Here is a 19,607-nt window from a genome sequence, read left to right as displayed (position 1 = left end):
GAAAAAAAGGATTATGGACTTTCAGCTCAAGACCCTCACCGTCGCGCGCGCCGCGGCCGAAAAATCCGACGTCCTGATCGTGCTGGTCGGCAGTGCGCCGCTCACCACCCGGGACCCGCTCTCCGCCCTGATCGCCAGCGCCCGCAAGGCCGGCGACCTGCCCGACAAGGCCGGCAAGCTGCTCGCGCTCTACCACCCGGACGAGGTGGCGGCCTCGCGCGTGGTGCTCGCGGCCATCGGCGACGGCCAGCCCGCGTCGGTGCGCAGCGCCGTGATCGCGGCGGTCAAAGCGGCCAAGGCCCAGGCGCCCAAGCGGGTGGTGATGGTGTTCGCCCAGCAGGCCGATGGCGCCGCGGTGGCGAGTGCCGTGGCGGCCGCGGCCGATGCCAGCTACGTCTACACCACCACCAAGTCGAAAGCCTCGAACGGCGAGGGCGGGCGCAGCGTCCGCACCCTGGTGCTCGGCGTGGCCGACGCTGCTGCGGTGACCCAGGCCTTCGACGAGGCCCGCGCCACGGTGTCCGGCATCGAACTCGCCAAGGAATGGGGCAACCGGCCCGGCAATCACTGCACGCCCACGCTGCTGGGCGAGGCCGCCAAGGAACTCGGCCGGCTGCCGCGCATGAAGATCGAAGTGCTCGGCCCCAAGGAAGTACAGAAGCTCGGCATGGGCTCGTTCGCTGCGGTGGCGCAGGGCTCGGCCGAGCCGCTACGCTTCATCGTGCTGCGCTACCAGGGCGGCCCGAAAGACCAGGCGCCCGTGGTGCTGGTCGGCAAAGGCATCACTTTCGATACGGGCGGGGTCTCGCTCAAGCCGGCCGCCGAGATGGACGAGATGAAGTTCGACATGTGCGGCGCGGCCAGCGTGCTCGGCACCTTCCGGGCGCTCGGCGAGATCCAGCCGGCGATCAATGTGGTGGGCCTGGTGCCGGCGTGCGAGAACATGAACGACGGCCGCGCGCTCAAGCCCGGCGACGTGATCACGAGCATGAGCGGGCAGACCATCGAGGTGCTCAACACCGACGCCGAAGGGCGCCTGGTGTTGTGCGACGCGCTCACATACGCCAAGCGCTTCGCGCCGGCGGCCGTGATCGACATTGCCACGCTCACGGGCGCGTGCGTGGTCGCGCTCGGCGGCGTACGCAGCGGCTTGTTCACCAGCGACGACGCGCTCGCAACCGCGCTGCAGGCGGCCGGGGACGCGTCCCAAGACCGCTGCTGGCGCATGCCGCTCGACGACGACTATGCCGAAGGCCTGAAGACCAACTTCGCCGACGTGGCCAACGTGGCGGGCCGCGCCGGCGGCGCCATCACCGCTGCCAAGTTCTTGCAGCGCTTCGCCGGCGATTTCGCCTGGGCGCACCTCGACATCGCGGGCACCGCCTGGAAGAGCGGAGCGGCCAAGGGTGCCACCGGCCGGCCCGTGGGCCTGCTGGTTTCGTATCTGATGGAACGTGTGCGCAGCAGTGCCGCAGCGGCGCCCAAGGCCGCGGGCAAGAAAGGCGCCGCCGCCCCACGCAAGGCCCGGTCCGCGCAGTGACTGAGATCGGCTTCCACTTCAACACGCCGGACAAGGCCAACTACGCCTGTCGGCTGGTCCGCAAGGCCGTCAATGCGCGCGGGCTGCGCGTGGTGGTCGTGGGCGAGCCGCCGATGCTCGACGCGATCGATACCGCGCTGTGGCAGCTTTCGCCTTCGGACTTCATTGCGCACTGCCGTGCCGATGCGCCGGCGCACCTGCTGAGCCGCTCACCGGTGGTTCTCTGCGCCGAGGGCGCGGACGCCGCGTCGCTGCCGCACCGCGAGATGCTGGTGAACCTCGGGCCGGCGGTGCCGTCGGGCTTCGAGCGCTTCGAGCGGCTCATCGACATCGTGAGCAGCGAGCCCGATGACCGGCAGATCGGCCGCGCGCGGTGGCGCCACTATGCCGACCGCGGCTATCCGATCCAGCCGCACGATTTTGCAAGGAGCGCTTCCTGATGGCCAGCACGCTGCGCACGCCGCCCCGGTTCGTTCCGACCCTGACCACCGTGCTCGACCTCCCGCCCGAGCCTGTTGCCACGGCGGCCAAGCCGGCCGAGGCTGTGCCGCAGATCGACCCGGCCGAGGCGGTGGCATTGCCGCCCGCAGCCCAGCGTTCCGAGGCCGACATCGTGCGCCTCGAAGAGCAGCTTCTGCACCGCGTGCTGCAGCGCGTCGACCTCTCGCTCGAGGAGCGGCTGAGCGACACCGTGGCGGCCGCGGTGCAGCAGCAGCTCGATGCCATGGTGCCTCGCCTGCGAGAAGAAATCGAGGCCGTGCTGCGCGCTTTGGTGATCGAAGCCATGGCCGCCGAACTCTCCGAAAACCCAGGGTCTACGCCAACTTAATGCTTGTAAGGGTTCGGCTAAACTGCGCGCCAGGTCGGAGGGCGTGAGGGTGCCACTGGTCTGCGGCGCGAAACTTGCAAGGTCTGCGCGCCCGGATCACACGACCGGTTTCTTGGTTTTATATCTATCCATGTTCTGGAGGTTCTCATGCAATTGAAATGGACTGCGGTCGCATTGGCTGCAATCACGCTCGTGGCTTGCGGCAAGAAGGAAGAAGCTGCTGCACCGGCCGCTTCGGCGCCCACGGCTGCGGCCCCGGCACCTGCAGCACCTCCGGCCGATGCGCTTGTCGTGAAGATCGGCCATGTGGCGCCGACCAGCGGCCCGATCGCTCACCTCGGCAAGGACAACGAGTTCGGCGCCCGGATGGCCATCGAGGACCTGAACGCGAAGAACCTCAAGATCGGCGACAAGACTGTCAAGTTCGAACTCGTCGCCGAAGACGATGCCGGCGATCCGAAGCAGGGCACCGCCGTCGCCCAGAAGCTGGTCGACAGCAAGGTCAACGGCATCGTGGGCCACCTCAACTCCGGCACCACGATTCCGGCCTCCAAGCTCTACAGCGACGCGGGCATTCCCCAGATCTCGCCGTCGGCAACGAACCCCAAGTACACCCGCCAGGGCTTCAAGACCACATTCCGCGTGGTGGCCGACGACACGCAGCTCGGCGGCACGCTGGGCAAGTACGCCGTCGAGACGCTCAAGGGCAAGAACATCGCCGTGATCGACGACCGCACCGCCTACGGCCAGGGCGTTGCCGAAGAATTCGAGAAGGCCGCCAAGGCCGCCGGCGCCACCATCGTCGGCCACGAATTCACCACCGACAAGTCGACCGACTTCAACGCTATCCTGACCAAGCTCAAGGCCACCAAGCCCGACGTGCTGTTCTTCGGCGGCATGGACGCCGTGGGCGGCCCGATGCTCAAGCAGGTCAAGCAGCTCGGCCTGAACGTCAAGTTCATGGGCGGCGACGGCCTGTGCACCGGTGAACTGCCGAAGCTGGCGGGCGACGCCATTGGCGAAGACATGGTGGTGTGCGCCGAGGCTGGCGGTGTCGACGGCGACTTCAAGCAGCCGCTCGACGACTTCAAGGCCAGGTTCAAGACCAAGAACGGCGTCGACGTGCAGATCTATGCACCGTACGTCTACGACGCGGTCAACGTGTTGGCCGAAGCCATGGTCAAGGCCGGCTCGGCCGACCCCGAAAAGTACCTGCCCGAAGTGGGCAAGGTCGAGTACAAGGGCGTGACCGGCCCGATCGCCTTCGACGAGAAGGGCGACATCAAGAACGGCGCGCTGACGCTGTTCACGTACAAGGGCGGCGTGCGCACGCAGATCGCCGTGGTGCGCTGATTTCTGTGCCGACCGCGCGCAGCAATGCGCGCTTCGAACAAAAGGGCCTCTCGGGGCCCTTTTGTTATTTCGGAGCGCCTGCCGCGGCGCGCTCAGGCCAGCGTGGCCAGGCCCGAAGGGCGGTCGGTGTTGCAGTAGTCGATGAAGGCGTCGAGGTCGCGCGACTTGTCGAAGACGGCGTCGGCGCCCAGGGCCTCGCAGCGCGCGCGAATATCAGCTGTCACGTAGTTGCTGAGCACCACGACGCGCTGGCCCGGGCCACGGGCCGTGCAGCCCGCGAGCACGCCGAGGCCGGAGCCTTCCTTCAGGAAAAGGTCGACGATGAGCAGTTGCCAGTCTCTGGGATGTGCGGCGAGCCAAGCAAGCGCATCGGACTCGGTTTCGGCGAAGCCGACGACCTGGCCGTCGACCAGATCTTCGAGGGCCGGGACCAGGTTGTCCCTGATGGTCTTGTTGTCCTCTACGAGGAACGTGATGAGGGCCATGCCGTGGTTTCGCCTTGAGAACCAATAGCGTAACGCGCCAGATGAGTTGACAGCGTAGGAGAAGGGAGACGGAGAGTTCCGTTCGGCCGAGAAGAAAGCCCGCCGCGCGCGGTCAGTCCGCAGCCCCGGATCGGATCTGGGCCTTGAGTTCCTCGGCCTCGGCCTGGCTTTCGTCGCGCTGGGCCGTGATCTCGAGGCGCTTCTCTATTTCTTCGCCCAGCGCCGCATTCACCTCTGCCAATGTTTCGGCCGACCGGGCCAGCTTTTCTTCGAGCTGGCTGGTGTGCTCGATGGCCTGTGCCACTTCGCCGACCTGGACTTCTTCGGGTAGCTCCTGCCCGAGCACCGTGTTCACGACCGCCAGGTTGTCGGATGCCCGCTGGACATCGGCCGCAACCGCTTCCGTCTTCTCCAGTGTCCGTTCGAGCGACGCGTCGTCACGCGACGAATTTGTTTTTTGTCCGGCCATCCGGGCTCCTTTGCAGACGTGAAAGTAAGACCTTTGGATCGTACCGCCAGACGGCTGCGCCGGGCAGGGGCATCCCTGTTGCCGGAATGCAGCGGCTCGCTTGCTCGAATTCAGATGGCCGATGCGGAGGCTGGCAGAAAAGAAAAACGGGGCGCAAGGCCCCGTATTCATGACTTCTCTGGCGGAGCAGGCGGGATTCGAACCCGCGGAGGGCTATTAACCCTCACACGCTTTCCAGGCGTGCGACTTAAACCGCTCATCCACCGCTCCTGAGCCTTCGATTGTAGCAGTCGCCAAAGGGCCAATCAGGCCGGATTCGAGGGCTTGACGGTCTGGATCATGCGCATGGCGGAGGCAATGAGGGCAGAGGTTTCGCCCATGTTGCTCGGCACGATCAGGGTTGTCTGGGAATCGGCCGCGACCTTGCTGTAGGCGTCGACCGCGCGCTCGGCGACCTTGAGCTGCACCGCCTGTTCGCCGCCGGGTTGGCGGATGGCGGCGGCCACGCGTTCGATGGCGTCGGCCGTGGCGGCGGCCACGGCGGTGATGGCCGCGGCCTCGCCCTGCGCGTTGTTGATCTGGGCCTGCTTTTCGCCTTCGGAGCGGGCGATGAAGGCCTCGCGCTCGCCAGTGGCGATATTGATCTGCTCCTGGCGCCGGCCTTCCGAGGCCGCGATCAGCGCACGCTTCTCGCGCTCGGCCGTGATCTGGCGCTGCATCGCGTGCAGGATCTCCTTGGGTGGCGTCAGGTCCTTGATCTCGTAGCGCAGCACCTTCACGCCCCAGTTGAGCGCCGCCTCGTCGATGGCCGCTACCACTTGGGCGTTGATCACGTCGCGCTCCTCGAAGGTCTTGTCGAGCTCGAGCTTGCCGATCACGCTGCGCAGCGAGGTCTGGGCCAGTTGCGTGACAGCCACGATGTAGTTCGACGAGCCGTAGCTCGCACGCATCGGATCGGTGACCTGAAAGTAGAGGATGCCGTCGACCTGCAATTGCGTGTTGTCGCGCGTGATGCAGATCTGGCTCGGCACGTCGAGCGGGATTTCCTTCAGGCTGTGCTTGTAGGCAACCCGGTCGATGAACGGGATCAGGAAATTGGGGCCGGGCGTCATGGTGCCGTTGTACTTGCCGAGGCGCTCGCGCACCCAGGCGTTCTGCTGCGGCACGAACTTGACTGACTGGCTGATGAAGATGATCGCGATGACCAGGATGATGATGGGGACCGAAAATTCCATGCTGCTTTTCTCCTCGAGGGGGTTGTGTCAGATCTTGTCGACGACAAGACGGCTGCCGATGACTTCGACCACGCGGTGCTCGCCGGTGGTGGGCGCGCGACCGGCGCGCTGGACCACGGTCCACTGGGCCCCGCGGTAGCGCACGGTCGCCGTGCCGTCGGGGTTCCAGGTGTCGACGTGAAGGGTCTCGCCGATGTCCAGGTTGATGTCGCGGTTAGCCTCGGTGGGCGGCTCGGCGGGCCGCCGGCGCCGCACGGCATACCAGACGAGCACGGCGCCCACGCCGACCACGGCCGCAACGATGAGCTGGGCCATGAGCCCGGCGCCCAGGTGCGCCGCAATGGCCGCCGCCGCAAAGCCGGCCGCGAGCAGCAGCAGGTAGACGGTGCCCGAAATCAGCTCGAGGACGATCGCGGTTCCCGCTATCAGCCACCAGATGGTGGAGTTCGCCATAACTTTTCCTTCTCTCCTCAGTGTTGGATGCACGCTATTCTGGGTCATAAGCCGACGGAACCCGTCATCCGAATTCCGTACACTTCGCGGCTCATTGCCTGTCCGGAGCCCTGCTCATGAAATTCCGCTTCCCCATCGTCATCATCGACGAGGACTTCCGCTCCGAAAACACATCGGGCCTTGGCATCCGCGCGCTCGCGCAGGCCATCGAGACCGAGGGCTTCGAGGTGCTCGGCGTCACCAGCTACGGCGACCTGAGCCAGTTCGCCCAGCAGCAAAGCCGTGCCAGCGCCTTCATCCTGTCGATCGACGACGAGGAGTTCACCGTCGGGCCCGACCTGGATCCGGCCGTGCTGAGCCTGCGCAGCTTCATCGGCGAGGTGCGGCGCAAGAACGCCGACGTGCCGATCTACATTTACGGCGAAACCAAGACCTCGCGCCATATCCCGAACGACATCTTGCGCGAGCTGCACGGCTTCATCCACATGTTCGAGGACACGCCGGAGTTCGTGGCGCGCCACATCATCCGCGAGGCCAAGAGCTACCTCGAAGGCGTGCAGCCGCCGTTCTTCAAGGCGCTGATCGACTACGCGGAAGACGGCTCGTACTCGTGGCACTGCCCCGGCCACTCGGGCGGCGTGGCTTTCCTCAAGAGCCCGGTCGGCCAGATGTTCCACCAGTTCTTCGGCGAGAACATGCTGCGCGCGGACGTCTGCAACGCGGTGGAAGAACTCGGGCAACTGCTCGACCACACCGGCCCGGTCGCGGCCAGCGAGCGCAATGCAGCGCGCATCTTCAATGCCGACCATTGCTTCTTCGTGACCAACGGCACCAGCACCAGCAACAAGATGGTGTGGCACCACACGGTGGCACCCGACGACGTGGTGGTGGTCGACCGCAACTGCCATAAGTCGATCCTGCACGCGATCATCATGACGGGCGCCATTCCGGTGTTCATGAAGCCCACGCGCAACCACTTCGGCATCATCGGCCCGATTCCCAAGAGCGAATTCGAGCAGAGCGCCATCAAGGCCAAGATCAAGGCCAATCCGCTGTTGGCCGACGTCGACCACGACAAGGTCAAGCCGCGCGTGATGACGCTCACGCAGTCGACCTACGACGGGGTGATCTACAACACCGAGACCATCAAGAACATGCTCGACGGCTACGTCGACACGCTGCACTTCGACGAAGCCTGGCTGCCGCATGCGGCCTTCCATCCGTTCTACGGCGCCTACCACGCAATGGGCAAGCGGCGCGTGCGGCCGAAGGAGTCGCTGGTGTTCGCCACCCAGTCCACGCACAAGCTGCTCGCCGGCATCAGCCAGGCCAGCCATGTGCTGGTGCAGGACTCGCAGAACCGCGCACTCGACCGCGACCTGTTCAACGAGGCCTACCTGATGCACTCGTCCACGAGCCCGCAGTACGCGATCATCGCGAGCTGCGACGTGGCCGCGGCAATGATGGAGCCGCCCGGCGGCACTGCGCTGGTGGAAGAGAGCATCCTCGAGGCGCTCGACTTTCGCCGCGCGATGCGCAAGGTGGAAGCCGAGTTCGGCAAGGACGAATGGTGGTTCAAGGTCTGGGGCCCCGAGAAGCTGGTCGATGAGGGCATCGGCCGCGCCGAAGACTGGATCATGCAGGGCGAGAAGAACGGCAAGCCGACGAAGAAGAAGTCGCCACGCAACTGGCACGGCTTCGGCGAACTGGCCGACGGCTTCAACATGCTCGACCCGATCAAGTCGACCATCGTGACGCCCGGCCTCGACCTCGAAGGCAGCTTCGCGGAGACCGGCATTCCCGCGAGCGTGGTGACCAAGTTCCTGGCCGAGCACGGCGTGATCGTGGAGAAGACCGGCCTCTACAGCTTCTTCATCATGTTCACCATCGGCATCACCAAGGGCCGCTGGAACACGCTGCTCACGGCGCTGCAGCAGTTCAAGGACGACTACGCGCGCAACCAGCCGATGTGGCGGATCCTGCCCGAATTCTGCCAGCAGCATCCGGGCTACGAGCGCCTGGGGCTGCGCGACCTGTGCCAGCACATCCACCAGCTCTATGCGCGCTACGACGTGGCACGGCTCACCACCGAGATGTACCTGAGCGACCTGACGCCGGCGATGAAGCCCAGCGATGCCTTCGCGCACATCGCGCACCGCAAGACCGAGCGCGTGGAGATCGACGAGCTCGAAGGCCGCATCACCACGAGCCTGATCACGCCGTACCCGCCGGGCATCCCGCTGCTGATTCCGGGCGAGGTGTTCAACAAGAAGATCGTCGACTACCTGAAGTTCTCGCGCGAATTCAACCTGCAGTGCCCGGGCTTCGAGACCGACATCCACGGCCTGGTGGCGCGCATCGACGAGACCGGCAAGAAGCGCTATTACGCGGACTGCGTGGCGCTGCCGAAGCAAGAAGCTAAGAAGTAAGAAGCGGCGAGCGAGTGCCGGCGCGCCTCAAGAGGGCGCGTCGGTTCGGACGCGCATGAAGCGCGCGAAGCGCGGCAGCCCGCTCGCATGGGTGCCGTTGTAGCGGTAGGTGACCCAGGTTCCGACGGCCGGGGGATGGTCGCGCTGGGCATCGCTCAGGCCGCTGCCAAGCTTGAAGCGCCGGCCGTCGCGCGTTTCGACCAGCAGCGCGCCGAGCCGGCCGGCATGCCGGCCCTTGCCGCCCACATGCCCGACCACGCGCGCCTCGGCGTCCTCGTAGCTCTTGACCTTCAGCAGGTCGTTGTTCCGCTCGGCGCGGTAGAGCGAACTCCCCCGGTGCAGCATGAGCCCTTCGCCGCCCATCTTTTCGGTCTTGGCGAGCAGTGCCTGGAGCGCGGCATGGGTGGTGGCGCGTTCCTGGGGCACGGGCACCACCCAGGGCGCATCGGTGATCGGCAGCAGCTGGCGCAGGGCGGCCAGGCGCGCGGTGAAGTCGCCGCCATGGGCCGGCAGGTCGAACACCATGAAGCGCATCTCGCGCCAGGCCGCGTCATTGGGCGTCTGGCTGCGAACGGTGGACGCGGCGCGCTCGAATTGTCCGCGGCCCGCCCAGAGTTCGCCGTCGAGCGGCTGCTTGGGCAGCGGCGCGGTGAACCAGGCCGGCGCGATGACGGCTTCGCCGCCGCGGGTCCAGAGCCGCTGGCCATCCCAGAAGCCGCGCAGGCCGTCGTATTTCTCGCTGACCCAATAGTCGTCGAGCGACATGCCCGGCCGGTAGACCCCGGCGAGCATCAGCCGCGGCGGGCCGTCGGTCGCAGCGGCGGCGGTGCGCGCCACCAGCGCGCCGAGGCCGGCGAGCAGCAGCGTGCGTCGCGTCAGGGGGAGGGCGCAGCGCATGAAGATCCGGCCTGGCAGTAAGAGGAAGGGAGGGCGGGGCTTATTCCGCCATGCCCGGCACCACCCGGCTGAAGCCGCCGTCGACGTAGGTGATCTCGGCGGTCACGCCGCTGGCCAGGTCGCTCAGCAGAAAGGCGGCCACGTTGCCGACTTCCTCGATCGTCACGTTGCGGCGGATCGGCGAGGCCTCGGCGACCGCCGAGAGGATCTTGCCGAAATCCTTGATGCCGCTCGCGGCCAGCGTCTTGATCGGGCCGGCGCTGATGCCGTTGGCGCGCATGCCCTTGGGGCCGATCGCGGCGGCGGTGTAGCGCACCGAGGCCTCGAGCGAGGCCTTGGCCAGGCCCATGGTGTTGTAGTTGGGCAGCGCGCGCTCGGCGCCCAGGTAGGTCAACGTGAGGAGCGCCGCCTTCGGATTGAGATAGGGCAGCGCCGCCTTGGCCATGGCCGGGAAGCTGTAGGCGCTGATGTCGTGCGCGATCCGGAAGCCCTCGCGCGACAGGCCGCCGAGAAAGTCGCCCGCGATCGCCTCGCGCGGCGCAAAGCCGATGCTGTGCACGAAGCCGTCGAAGGTGGGCCAGGTCTGCGCCAGGTCCGCGAACAGCTTGTCGATCTGCGCGTCGTCGCCCACGTCGCAGTCGAAGATCAGCTTCGAGCCGAAATCGGCCGCAAACTCGGTGATGCGGTCCTTGAAACGTTCGCCCACGTAGCTGAACGCCAGTTCGGCGCCCTGCGCGTGGCACGCCTTGGCGATGCCGTAGGCGATGGAGCGGTTGCTCAGCACGCCGGTGATCAACAGTTTTTTGCCGGAAAGAAAGCCCATGGATCTGCCTCTTGAAAATCTTGTGCAGAATTCTCGCATGCGAGGTTGGCTGCTTCTTTTCTTGGCGCTCTCGGCGGCTCCCTCATGGGCCGCCCATGCCTACGCGCAATTCGGCGACATCAAGTACCCGCCCGGGTTCACCCATTTCGCCTATGTGAACCCCGATGCGCCCAAGGGTGGTGAGTTCAGGCTGGTACCGCCGACGCGGCCGACCAACTTCGACAAGTTCAACCCGTTCACGCTCAAGGGCACGGGACCCGCGGGGATCGGACCGTTGATGTTCGAAAGCCTGATGACCGGCAATTCCGAGGAGCCGACCACGGCCTACGGCCTGCTGGCCGAGGACGTGGAGGTGGCGCCCGACCGGCTCTCGGCCACCTTCAGGCTCAACCCGAAGGCCCGCTTCAACGACGGCTCGCCGGTGCTGGCGGCCGACGTGGTCCATTCGTTCGTGACGCTCACGGGGCCGCTCGCCTCGCCGCAGTTCAAGACCATCTACGCCGAGGTCCGGAAGGTGACGGCGCTCGGCGAGCGCAGCGTGCGCTTCGACTTCGCGAGCCCGAACCGCGAACTGCCGCTGGTGGTCGGCGGCATGCCGGTGTTCAGCCGGCAGTGGGGCGGCGGCAAGCCCTTCGACCAGATCGTCAGCGAGGTGCCGATCGCGTCGGGCCCCTACCGCCCGGCGAGCGACCGCCTGGGCCGCGACATCACCTACGTGCGCCGCGCCGACTACTGGGGCGCCGAGTTGCCGGTGCGAAAGGGGTTCTTCAACTTCGACCGCATCGCCTACAAGGTGTACCTCGACGAGACGGCGCGCTTCGAGGGGCTCAAGGCCGGCGAGTTCGACTTCATGCGCGAGTTCACCTCTCGCAACTGGGCGCGCCAGTACAAGGGCAAGCAGTTCGACAGCGGCGAGATCGTCAAGCGCGCCTTCGAGAACCAGAACCCGGGCGACTTCCAGGGCTACATCTTCAACACCCGCAGGGACAAGTTCAAGGACGTGCGCGTGCGCGAGGCCATCGGTCTCGCGATGGACTTCGAATGGCTCAACCGGCAGCTGTTCTACGGCCTCTACAAACGCGTGCACGGCTACTTCCCGAACAGCGAGTTCCATGCCGAGGGCCTGCCCAAGCCCGACGAACTGGCGCTGATGGAGCCGCTGCGCGCCAAGCTCCGGCCCGAAGTGTTCGGGCCTGCCGCCGTGCCGGCGAGCACCGAGCCACCCGGCAGCCTGCGCGACAACCTGCGACGGGCGAGGGCGCTGCTGGCCGAAGCGGGCTGGACCTACCGTGACGGCGCACTGCGCAACGAGAAGAACGAGGCCTTCACGATCGAGTTCCTCAACGACCAGCCCTCGCTGATCCGCGTCGCCACGCCGCTGCAGGCGTCGCTGAGAAAGCTCGGCATCGCGCTGAGCTTTCGCACCGTCGACTTCTCGCTCGCGCAGCAGCGCATGGACAACCACGACTTCGACATGACGACGCGGCGGCTGCCGGGCAGCAGCGCGCCGGGCGGGGAACTGTTCGAGCTGTTCGGCGCCAAGGCCGCGGAAACCAACGGCTCGGCCAACGCATGGGGCATTGCCGATCCGGCGGTGGACGCGATCATCGGCAAGGTGGTGGCGGCAACCACGCGCCCCGAGCTCGCCACGGCCATGCGCGTGCTCGACCGCGTGCTCTCGCACGGCCATTACTCGATCCCGATGTACTACGGCAGCGACTTCCTGATCGGCTACCGGCCGGCCGGCGTGGTGCTGCCGCCGACCATCCCGCCGTACTACGATGCGGGCGACTGGGCCCTCTCGACGTGGTGGGCCTCGCCCGCCAACAAGTGAACGAGGCATCCCCCGGAATGGCCAGCTACATCCTCAAACGCCTCCTGCTGATGATCCCGACGCTGCTGGGCGTGCTGCTCATCACCTTCATGGTGATCCAGTTCGTGCCGGGCGGCCCGGTCGAGCAGATGGTGGCGCAGCTGCAGGGCCGCGACTCGGGGGGCGAACGCGCGGCCGCCGCCGGCGCGGGCTATCGCGGCCGACAGGGGCTCGACCCGCAGCGCATCGAGGAGATCAAGAAGCTCTACGGCTTCGACAAGCCCCCGCACGAGCGCTTCTGGCAGATGCTCAAGTCCTTCGCGCGGCTCGACCTCGGCCAGAGCTTCTACCAGCGCAAGGCGGTCTGGGAACTGGTCAAGGAAAAGCTGCCGGTGTCGATCAGCCTGGGCCTGTGGACCTTTTTCATCAGCTACCTGATCGCGGTGCCGCTGGGTGTGGCGAAGGCGGTGCGTGCGGGCTCGCGCTTCGACTTCGTCACCACGCTGATCGTGCTGATCGGCTATGCGATCCCTGGCTTCGTGCTCGGGGTGGCGCTGCTCGTCATCTTCGGCGGGCAACTGCAGTGGTTTCCGCTTCGCGGGCTGACTTCGCCCAACTGGGAAACGCTGAGCTGGGGCGCGAAGATCGTCGACTATCTCTGGCACATCACGCTGCCGGTGACGGCGATGGTGCTCGGCAGCTTCGCGGTCACGGCCATGCTCACGAAGAACTCCTTCCTCGAGGAAATCCGCAAGCAATACGTGCTGACCGCGCGCGCCAAGGGGCTGGCCGAACGGCAGGTGCTCTGGAAGCACATCTTCCGCAACGCGCTGATCCCGATCATCACGGGCTTCCCAGCCGCCTTCATCGGCGCGTTCTTCACCGGCTCGCTGCTGATCGAAACGCTGTTCTCGCTCGATGGCCTCGGCCTGCTGAGCTACGAGAGCGTGATCCGCCGCGACTATCCGGTGGTGCTCGGCACGCTGTTCCTGTTCACGCTCATCGGACTCGCGACCAAGCTCATTTCGGACTTGTGCTACGTCTGGGTCGACCCGAGGGTGAAGTTTGACTGACGTGCCGATCGCCTCCGTGAGCCCCGGACGCCGCGCCTGGCGCCGCTTCCGCCGCAATCCGCTGGGCTTCTGGAGCCTGGTGGTGTTCACGATCCTCGTCGTCCTGAGCCTGTTCGCAGAGCTGCTGTCGACCGACAAGCCGCTCGTCGTGCGCTACGAGGGCCAGACCTACTTTCCGGTGTTGCGCGACTACCCCGAGAAGACCTTCGGCGGCGACTTCGAGACGCCGGCCGACTACCTCGACCCGTTCATCCGCGAGCGCATCACCTCGGGCCGCAACTGGGCCGTGTACGCGCCCAACCCCTATGGACCGCAGACGCTCAACTACTTCGCCAAGTTGCCGAATCCTGCGGCGCCGTCGCGCGAGAACCTGTTCGGCACCGATGACCGCGGCCGCGACCTGCTGGCGCAGCTGATCTACGGCTTTCGGGTCAGCGTGCTGTTCGCGCTGGCGCTCACCGCCATCGGTGTGGTGCTGGGCATCGTGACGGGGGCGATCCAGGGCTTTTTCGGCGGCAAGACCGACCTGGCGTTCCAGCGCTTCATCGAGATCTGGGGTTCGATGCCCGAGCTGTACCTGCTGATCATCTTCAGCGCGATCTTCTCGCCGAGCGTGGCGCTGCTCTTGATCCTGCTGAGCCTGTTCGGCTGGATGGGGCTCTCGGACTACGTGCGCGCGGAGTTCCTGCGCAACCGCCAGATGGACTACGTGCGCGCGGCGCGGGCGCTCGGCGTGGGCAATCTGCAGATCATGTGGCGCCACATCCTGCCCAACAGCATGGTGCCGGTGGTCACGTTCCTGCCGTTCCGAATGAGTGCGGCGATCCTCGCGTTGACCTCGCTCGACTTCCTCGGCCTCGGCGTGCCGCCGGGCACCCCGTCGCTCGGCGAACTGCTGAGCCAGGGTAAGGCCAACATCGATGCCTGGTGGATCTCGCTGTCCACCTTCGGCGTGCTCGTGATCACGCTGATGCTGCTCACCTTCATGGGCGACGCGCTGCGCGATGCCCTGGACCCGCGCAAGGCAGACAAGTGAGCGACATGTCCCGACCCCAGCCACCCCTCGTCGACGTGAAGGGCCTGCGCGTTGCCTTCGGCGGCAAGGAGGTCGTGCACGGCATCGACTTCCACATCGCTGCGGGTGAAAAGCTCGCGCTGGTCGGCGAGTCGGGCTCGGGCAAGACGGTCACTGCGCTGTCGCTGCTGCGGCTGGTGCAGAACGCCGATCTGGCCGGAACCGCCACGCTGTTCAATGCGCCGCCTTCTTCGCCGAACGGGCGCGACCTGCTGTCGATCCCCGAACGCGAACTGCGCGGCATCCGCGGCAAGGAGATCGCGATGATCTTCCAGGAGCCGATGACCGCGCTCAACGCGCTCTACACCGTGGGCGACCAGATCGCCGAGGTGCTCGAACTGCACGAAGGGCTTCCCGCGCGCGCCGCACAGGAGGCGGCCGTCCGGCTTCTTTCCGACACTGGCATCCCCGAGCCCGAGCGGCGGGCGAGGGCGTTTCCGCACCAGCTCTCGGGCGGTCAGCGGCAGCGCGCCATGATCGCGATGGCGCTGGCCTGCAAACCGCGGCTGCTTTTGGCCGACGAGCCCACCACGGCGCTCGACGTCACGGTGCGCGCGCAGATCCTCGAGCTGCTCGCCGACCTGCAGCGCCGCCACGGCATGGCCGTGCTGCTGATCACGCACGACCTGAACCTCGTGCGCCGCTTCGCCGACCGGGTGGCGGTGATGGAGAGTGGCCACATCGTCGAGCACGGCGCGGTCGCCACCGTCTTCGAGGCGCCGCGGCATGCCTACACCCGCAAGCTGATCGACAGCCACCCCGAGCGCAACGTGTCGCCCGTGCCCGGCGATGCCGACGCGCGGCCGGTGCTTGAGGCCAGGGGCCTGCGCGTGGCCTATCCGATCGCGCGGCCGGGCTTCGCGGGCTGGTTCCGCAAGGGCGAGTTCGTCGCCGTGCAGGGGGCGGATTTCCGCATTGCGCCCGGCGAGACGCTCGGCGTGGTCGGCGAATCGGGCTCGGGGAAGTCGACGCTGGCGCTGGCGGCGCTCGGGCTCCTGAAGCACCGCGGCACGCTCGCGGTCGACGCCAAGGCCTGGGCTGGCGGCCGGGCCTCCGACCTGGCCCTGCGCCGCCTGATGCAGGTCGTCTTCCAGGACCCGTTCTCCTCGCTCTCGCCGCGCATGACCGTGGAGCAGATCGTGGGCGAGGGGCTGCGCGTGCATGCGCCCGAGCTCGACCGCGCGCAGCGCCGCGAACGCGCGCTGGCGGCGCTGGCCGACGTCGGGCTCGACGAAGCCCAGTTTCCGGCGCTGCTCGATCGCTATCCCCACGAATTCTCGGGCGGCCAGCGCCAGCGGCTCGCGATCGCGCGTGCGCTGATCGTCGAACCGCGCCTTCTGGTGCTTGACGAACCCACCAGCGCGCTCGACGTGACGATCCAGAAGCAGGTGCTCGGACTGCTCCAGCGGCTGCAGCGCGAGCGCGGGCTGAGCTACCTGCTTATCACGCACGACGTCGAGGTGATCAGGGCCATGGCGCACCAGGTCATCGTGATGAAGGACGGCGCGATCCTCGAAGCCGGCCCGGTCGAGCGCGTGCTCGATGCGCCGGAACACCCCTACACGCAGCGGCTCGTGGCCGCTGCCTTGCTCGAATAGAAAAAGAAGAACCCAAAGATGTCGCAGATCGGACAAGGACGGCGCGACGCCTGGCGCGCGGCGCTGGCCTGCATGGTGACGCTGGCGGTGGCGATGGGCCTGGGGCGCTTCGCTTTCACGCCCATGCTGCCGATCATGCTGCACGAGGGAAAGCTCTCGCTGCAGGGCGGAGGGGTGCTAGCTTCTCTCAATTACCTTGGTTACTTCCTCGGTGCAGTCAGTTGCGCAGCGATCGCCATTCCGGCCCGGCGCATGGTGCGCGGCGGTCTGGTCGCGACGGCGCTGCTGCTGGTCGGCATGGGGGTGCTGCACAGCTTCATCGGCTGGGGCGTGCTGCGCACGGCGGCCGGCGTGATGAGCGCCTGGGTCTTCGTGTTCGCGTCGGGCTGGGGGCTGCGCCGGCTGGCCGAAACGAATTTGCCGACGCTGGCCGGTGTGATCTACACCGGTCCGGGCATCGGCATCGCGGTGACTGGCTTGCTCGGTGGGGCGCTCGGGCGTTGGGGTTCTGAGGCAGGATGGATTGGGCTTGGCCTCCTTGCGGCGGCGCTGGTGGCACTGATCTGGCGGGTCTTCGACGACGGCGAGGCGCCCGCTGCCGGCGGCGCGGCGGCAGGAGTACCAGTCGCGCCCGGCTTTGCCGCGCCAGCGTCGGCGCGCGGCGATGCGGCCTGGCTCGTGGCGCTCTACGGGCTGGCGGGTTTCGGCTACATCATCACCGCGACCTTCCTGCCGGTGATTGCCCGCCAGGCATTGCCCGGCTCGACCTGGCCCGACCTGTTCTGGCCGCTGTTCGGGCTTGCGATCATTCCGGGCGCCCTGATCGGCGCGCGGGCGCCCCAGCATTGGGACAACCGGCTGCTGCTCGCAGTCGCGTACGCGCTGCAGGCGCTCGGCGTGGTGCTGTCGGTGGCCTGGCCAACCATCGTCGGTTTTGCGCTTGGCAGCCTGCTGCTCGGCATGCCATTCACCGCCATCACCCTTTTCGCCATGCGCGAAGCGCGCCGCCTGCGCGGCAATGCGGCGGCCGGATTGATCGGCTATGCCACGGCTTCGTACGGTGTCGGCCAGATCGTCGGCCCATTGTTTGCCGCGCCGCTGGCACAGCGAACCGGCACTTTCGAGCTGCCGCTGCTGGTTGCGGCAGCGGCGCTGGCGCTCGGCGCGGCGCTGTTTGCGCGGGTCTGGGCCAAATCCCGGTGCCGGGTAGCGTTTTGAAGCGCGCCAGCCCCTTCATTTGTCATTGGAATAGCATATAATCCGAGGCTCACGACCAAACGGGCGGGTACCAACCGCCCGTTTTTTTTGGTCTGTCCGAATTCAATGCGTGGCACCCGTGGCGGGCGGGTGGCGCGCATATACGTTTTTATTCAAGGCATTTTCAAACACGTGGCATTGCAGCAGACAGTGGAACAAACCGTTGCCGGACTCGGCTACGACCTGGTCGAGATCGAGCGCTCGGCCGGGGGATTGCTGCGCGTGACAATTGATTTGCCCTGGACCGCCCCCACTTCCGAAGCCTTGGCTGCTGGTATGCCCGAGCCCTTCGTGACGGTGGAAGACTGCGAAAAAGTCACACGCCAATTGCAGTTTGCGCTCGAAGTCGACGGCGCCGAATACAAGCGGCTCGAGGTTTCCTCGCCGGGTATTGACCGCCCGCTGCGCAATGCGCAGGATTTCGAGCGCTTCGTGGGTGAAGTGATCGACATCACGCTGAAGGCGCCGATGGGTGCGGCGGCTGCCGGGCAGGTGTCTGCCAACCGCAAGAAATTCCGCGGCACGCTGGAGCGTGTCGAGACGGCCGAAGGCGCCGCGGGCTGGCAGATCGTCTGGAGCGATGCGCCCGAGCCCAAGCCTGGACAAAAAGTGAGCAAGAAGCGCGCGCCTGCACCGCTGCGCGCGCTGGGCTTCTCGCTGGACGAGCTGCGCGAGGCGCGGCTCGCACCCATTGTGGATTTCAAGGGCCGCAGGGCCAAGACCCAGCAGGGTTCGACGGATATTGACGACGGAACGAATGTTCCGGACTGACTGAAGGAGAGTGGTGGCATGAATCGCGAAATGTTGATGTTGGTGGATGCGATCTCGCGCGAGAAGAACGTCGAACGCGACGTGGTCTTCGGCGCGGTCGAATCCGCGCTGGCGCAAGCCACCAAGAAGCTCCACCAGGGCGACGTGGACATCCGCGTCTCGGTCGACCGCGAAAGCGGCGACTATGAAACCTTCCGCCGCTGGCACGTCGTCCCGGACGAGGCCGGCCTGCAGCTGCCCGACCAGGAGATCCTCCTGTTCGAAGCCCGCGAGGAAATGCCCGACATCGAGGTCGACGAGTACATCGAGGAAGCGGTCGACTCCGTGCCGATCGGCCGCATCGGTGCGATGGCCGCCAAGCAGGTCATCCTGCAGAAGATCCGCGACGCCGAGCGCGAGATGCTGCTCAATGACTTCATGTCGCGCGGCGACAAGATCTTCGTGGGTACCGTCAAGCGCCTCGACAAGGGCGACATCATCGTGGAGGCCGGCCGCGTCGAAGGGCGCCTGCGCCGCAGCGAGATGATCGCCAAGGAGAACCTGCGCAACGGCGACCGCGTGCGCGCCATGATCATGGAGGTCGACCTCACGCTTCGTGGCGCGCCCATCATCCTCTCGCGCTCGGCACCCGAGTTCATGATCGAGCTGTTCCGCCAGGAAGTGCCCGAGATCGAGCAGGGCCTGCTCGAGATCAAGAGCTGTGCCCGCGATCCCGGCTCGCGCGCCAAGATCGCCGTGCTCTCGCACGACAAGCGTGTCGACCCGATCGGCACCTGCGTCGGCGTGCGCGGCACCCGCGTCAATGCCGTGACCAACGAGCTCGCCGGCGAGCGCGTGGACATCGTGCTGTGGAGCGAGGACCCGGCCCAGTTCGTCATCGGCGCGCTGGCCCCGGCCAACGTGTCGTCGATCGTGGTCGACGAGGAAAAGCACGCCATGGACGTGGTGGTCGACGAGGAAAACCTCGCGATCGCCATCGGCCGCGGCGGCCAGAACGTGCGCCTCGCTTCCGACCTCACGGGCTGGAAGATCAACATCATGGACGCCAACGAGTCGGCCCAGAAGCAGGCGAGCGAAACCGATGCGAGCCGCAAGCTCTTCATGGAAAAGCTCGACGTCGACGAGGAAATCGCTGACATCCTGATTTCCGAGGGCTTCACCAGCCTCGAGGAAGTGGCCTATGTGCCGATCTCCGAACTACTGGAGATCGAGTCGTTCGATGAAGATACGATCAACGAACTCCGTTCGCGCGCCAAGGATGCGCTGCTGACGATGGAAATCGCCAAGGAAGAGGGCGTCGAGACCGTCTCGCAGAATCTGCGCGACCTCGAAGGCCTGGACCCCGAGCTGATTCCCAAGCTGGCCGAGGCGGGTGTTCACACCCGTGACGACCTGGCCGACCTCGCGGTCGATGAACTCACCGAGATCACCGGCCACAGCGCCGATGACGCCAAAGCCCTCATCTTGAAAGCCCGCGAACACTGGTTCGCCGGCCAAGAGTGACGGT

Annotated in this window: 18 protein-coding genes and 1 tRNA gene; 12 read left to right on the top strand and 7 right to left on the bottom strand. The window is 66.6% G+C overall.

Features of this window, described 5'->3' with window-relative positions:
- Positions 1 to 13: 13 nt before the first annotated feature.
- The 4 genes from AC3A6J_RS07145 (at position 14) to AC3A6J_RS07130 (ending at position 3,722) form a co-directional block, all read left to right on the top strand.
- Positions 14 to 1,540: a leucyl aminopeptidase gene (locus AC3A6J_RS07145; protein ID WP_487859211.1), complete on the top strand. Its 1,527-nt coding sequence runs from the start codon at positions 14 to 16 to the stop codon at positions 1,538 to 1,540.
- On the top strand, positions 1,537 to 1,980 hold the full coding sequence (locus AC3A6J_RS07140; RefSeq protein ID WP_487859210.1) for a DNA polymerase III subunit chi: 444 nt from the start codon (positions 1,537 to 1,539) through the stop codon (positions 1,978 to 1,980). The genes AC3A6J_RS07145 and AC3A6J_RS07140 overlap by 4 nt, the downstream gene beginning before the upstream one ends.
- A complete protein-coding gene (locus AC3A6J_RS07135; RefSeq protein WP_487859209.1) occupies positions 1,980 to 2,369 on the top strand; it encodes a hypothetical protein in 390 nt (129 codons plus the stop codon). The genes AC3A6J_RS07140 and AC3A6J_RS07135 overlap by 1 nt, the downstream gene beginning before the upstream one ends.
- 147 nt (positions 2,370 to 2,516) lie before the next feature.
- Entirely contained in the window at positions 2,517 to 3,722 is a 1,206-nt protein-coding gene (locus AC3A6J_RS07130) for a branched-chain amino acid ABC transporter substrate-binding protein (RefSeq protein ID WP_487859208.1), read from the top strand.
- Positions 3,723 to 3,814: 92 nt separating this feature from the next.
- Here AC3A6J_RS07130 and AC3A6J_RS07125 read toward each other — a convergent pair whose 3' ends face one another.
- The 5 genes from AC3A6J_RS07125 to AC3A6J_RS07105 form a co-directional block, all read right to left on the bottom strand.
- On the bottom strand, positions 3,815 to 4,207 hold the full coding sequence (locus AC3A6J_RS07125; protein ID WP_487859207.1) for a response regulator: 393 nt from the start codon (positions 4,205 to 4,207) through the stop codon (positions 3,815 to 3,817).
- 112 nt (positions 4,208 to 4,319) lie between these two features.
- Complete coding sequence (locus AC3A6J_RS07120; protein ID WP_487859206.1) at positions 4,320 to 4,676, bottom strand: hypothetical protein; 357 nt, start codon at positions 4,674 to 4,676, stop codon at positions 4,320 to 4,322.
- Positions 4,677 to 4,855: 179 nt separating this feature from the next.
- A tRNA-Ser gene (locus AC3A6J_RS07115) sits at positions 4,856 to 4,946 on the bottom strand.
- Between the two features lie 35 nt (positions 4,947 to 4,981).
- The gene (locus AC3A6J_RS07110; RefSeq protein WP_487859205.1) at positions 4,982 to 5,911 is read right to left on the bottom strand and encodes an SPFH domain-containing protein; all 930 of its coding nucleotides are present in this window, start codon (positions 5,909 to 5,911) and stop codon (positions 4,982 to 4,984) included.
- A gap of 27 nt (positions 5,912 to 5,938) precedes the next feature.
- Positions 5,939 to 6,364 (bottom strand): NfeD family protein, encoded by a 426-nt coding sequence (locus AC3A6J_RS07105; protein ID WP_487859204.1) that lies wholly within the window; start codon positions 6,362 to 6,364, stop codon positions 5,939 to 5,941.
- A 116-nt stretch (positions 6,365 to 6,480) separates the two neighbouring features.
- Between AC3A6J_RS07105 and AC3A6J_RS07100 the strand changes: the two genes are divergently transcribed.
- A complete protein-coding gene (locus AC3A6J_RS07100) occupies positions 6,481 to 8,793 on the top strand; it encodes an Orn/Lys/Arg family decarboxylase (protein WP_487859203.1) in 2,313 nt (770 codons plus the stop codon).
- A gap of 27 nt (positions 8,794 to 8,820) precedes the next feature.
- Here AC3A6J_RS07100 and AC3A6J_RS07095 read toward each other — a convergent pair whose 3' ends face one another.
- Positions 8,821 to 9,690 (bottom strand): DNA ligase, encoded by an 870-nt coding sequence (locus AC3A6J_RS07095; RefSeq protein WP_487859202.1) that lies wholly within the window; start codon positions 9,688 to 9,690, stop codon positions 8,821 to 8,823.
- Between the two features lie 40 nt (positions 9,691 to 9,730).
- Positions 9,731 to 10,513: an enoyl-ACP reductase FabI gene (fabI, locus tag AC3A6J_RS07090; RefSeq protein WP_487859201.1), complete on the bottom strand. Its 783-nt coding sequence runs from the start codon at positions 10,511 to 10,513 to the stop codon at positions 9,731 to 9,733.
- A gap of 37 nt (positions 10,514 to 10,550) precedes the next feature.
- Between fabI and AC3A6J_RS07085 the strand changes: the two genes are divergently transcribed.
- From AC3A6J_RS07085 to nusA, 7 genes are all read left to right on the top strand, one after another.
- Positions 10,551 to 12,347 carry an extracellular solute-binding protein gene (locus AC3A6J_RS07085; protein WP_487859200.1) on the top strand — a complete coding sequence of 599 codons (1,797 nt, stop codon included), beginning with the start codon at positions 10,551 to 10,553 and terminating at the stop codon, positions 12,345 to 12,347.
- 17 nt (positions 12,348 to 12,364) lie between these two features.
- Positions 12,365 to 13,399, top strand: a complete 1,035-nt coding sequence (locus AC3A6J_RS07080) for a microcin C ABC transporter permease YejB (protein ID WP_487859199.1) — start codon at positions 12,365 to 12,367, stop codon at positions 13,397 to 13,399.
- 1 nt (position 13,400) lies between these two features.
- Entirely contained in the window at positions 13,401 to 14,435 is a 1,035-nt protein-coding gene (locus AC3A6J_RS07075) for an ABC transporter permease (protein WP_487859198.1), read from the top strand.
- Between the two features lie 5 nt (positions 14,436 to 14,440).
- Positions 14,441 to 16,072 carry an ABC transporter ATP-binding protein gene (locus tag AC3A6J_RS07070; protein WP_487859197.1) on the top strand — a complete coding sequence of 544 codons (1,632 nt, stop codon included), beginning with the start codon at positions 14,441 to 14,443 and terminating at the stop codon, positions 16,070 to 16,072.
- 18 nt (positions 16,073 to 16,090) lie between these two features.
- Positions 16,091 to 17,290, top strand: coding sequence for a YbfB/YjiJ family MFS transporter (locus AC3A6J_RS07065; RefSeq protein WP_487859196.1), 1,200 nt, complete (start codon positions 16,091 to 16,093; stop codon positions 17,288 to 17,290).
- 171 nt (positions 17,291 to 17,461) lie between these two features.
- Positions 17,462 to 18,100, top strand: coding sequence for a ribosome maturation factor RimP (gene rimP, locus AC3A6J_RS07060; RefSeq protein WP_487859353.1), 639 nt, complete (start codon positions 17,462 to 17,464; stop codon positions 18,098 to 18,100).
- 18 nt (positions 18,101 to 18,118) lie between these two features.
- On the top strand, positions 18,119 to 19,603 hold the full coding sequence (gene nusA, locus AC3A6J_RS07055) for a transcription termination factor NusA (protein WP_487859195.1): 1,485 nt from the start codon (positions 18,119 to 18,121) through the stop codon (positions 19,601 to 19,603).
- Positions 19,604 to 19,607: the final 4 nt, after the last annotated feature.

The organism is Variovorax sp. Soil_C_39, assembly GCF_057656815.1.
This window is presented reverse-complemented; position numbering and strand designations above follow the sequence as displayed.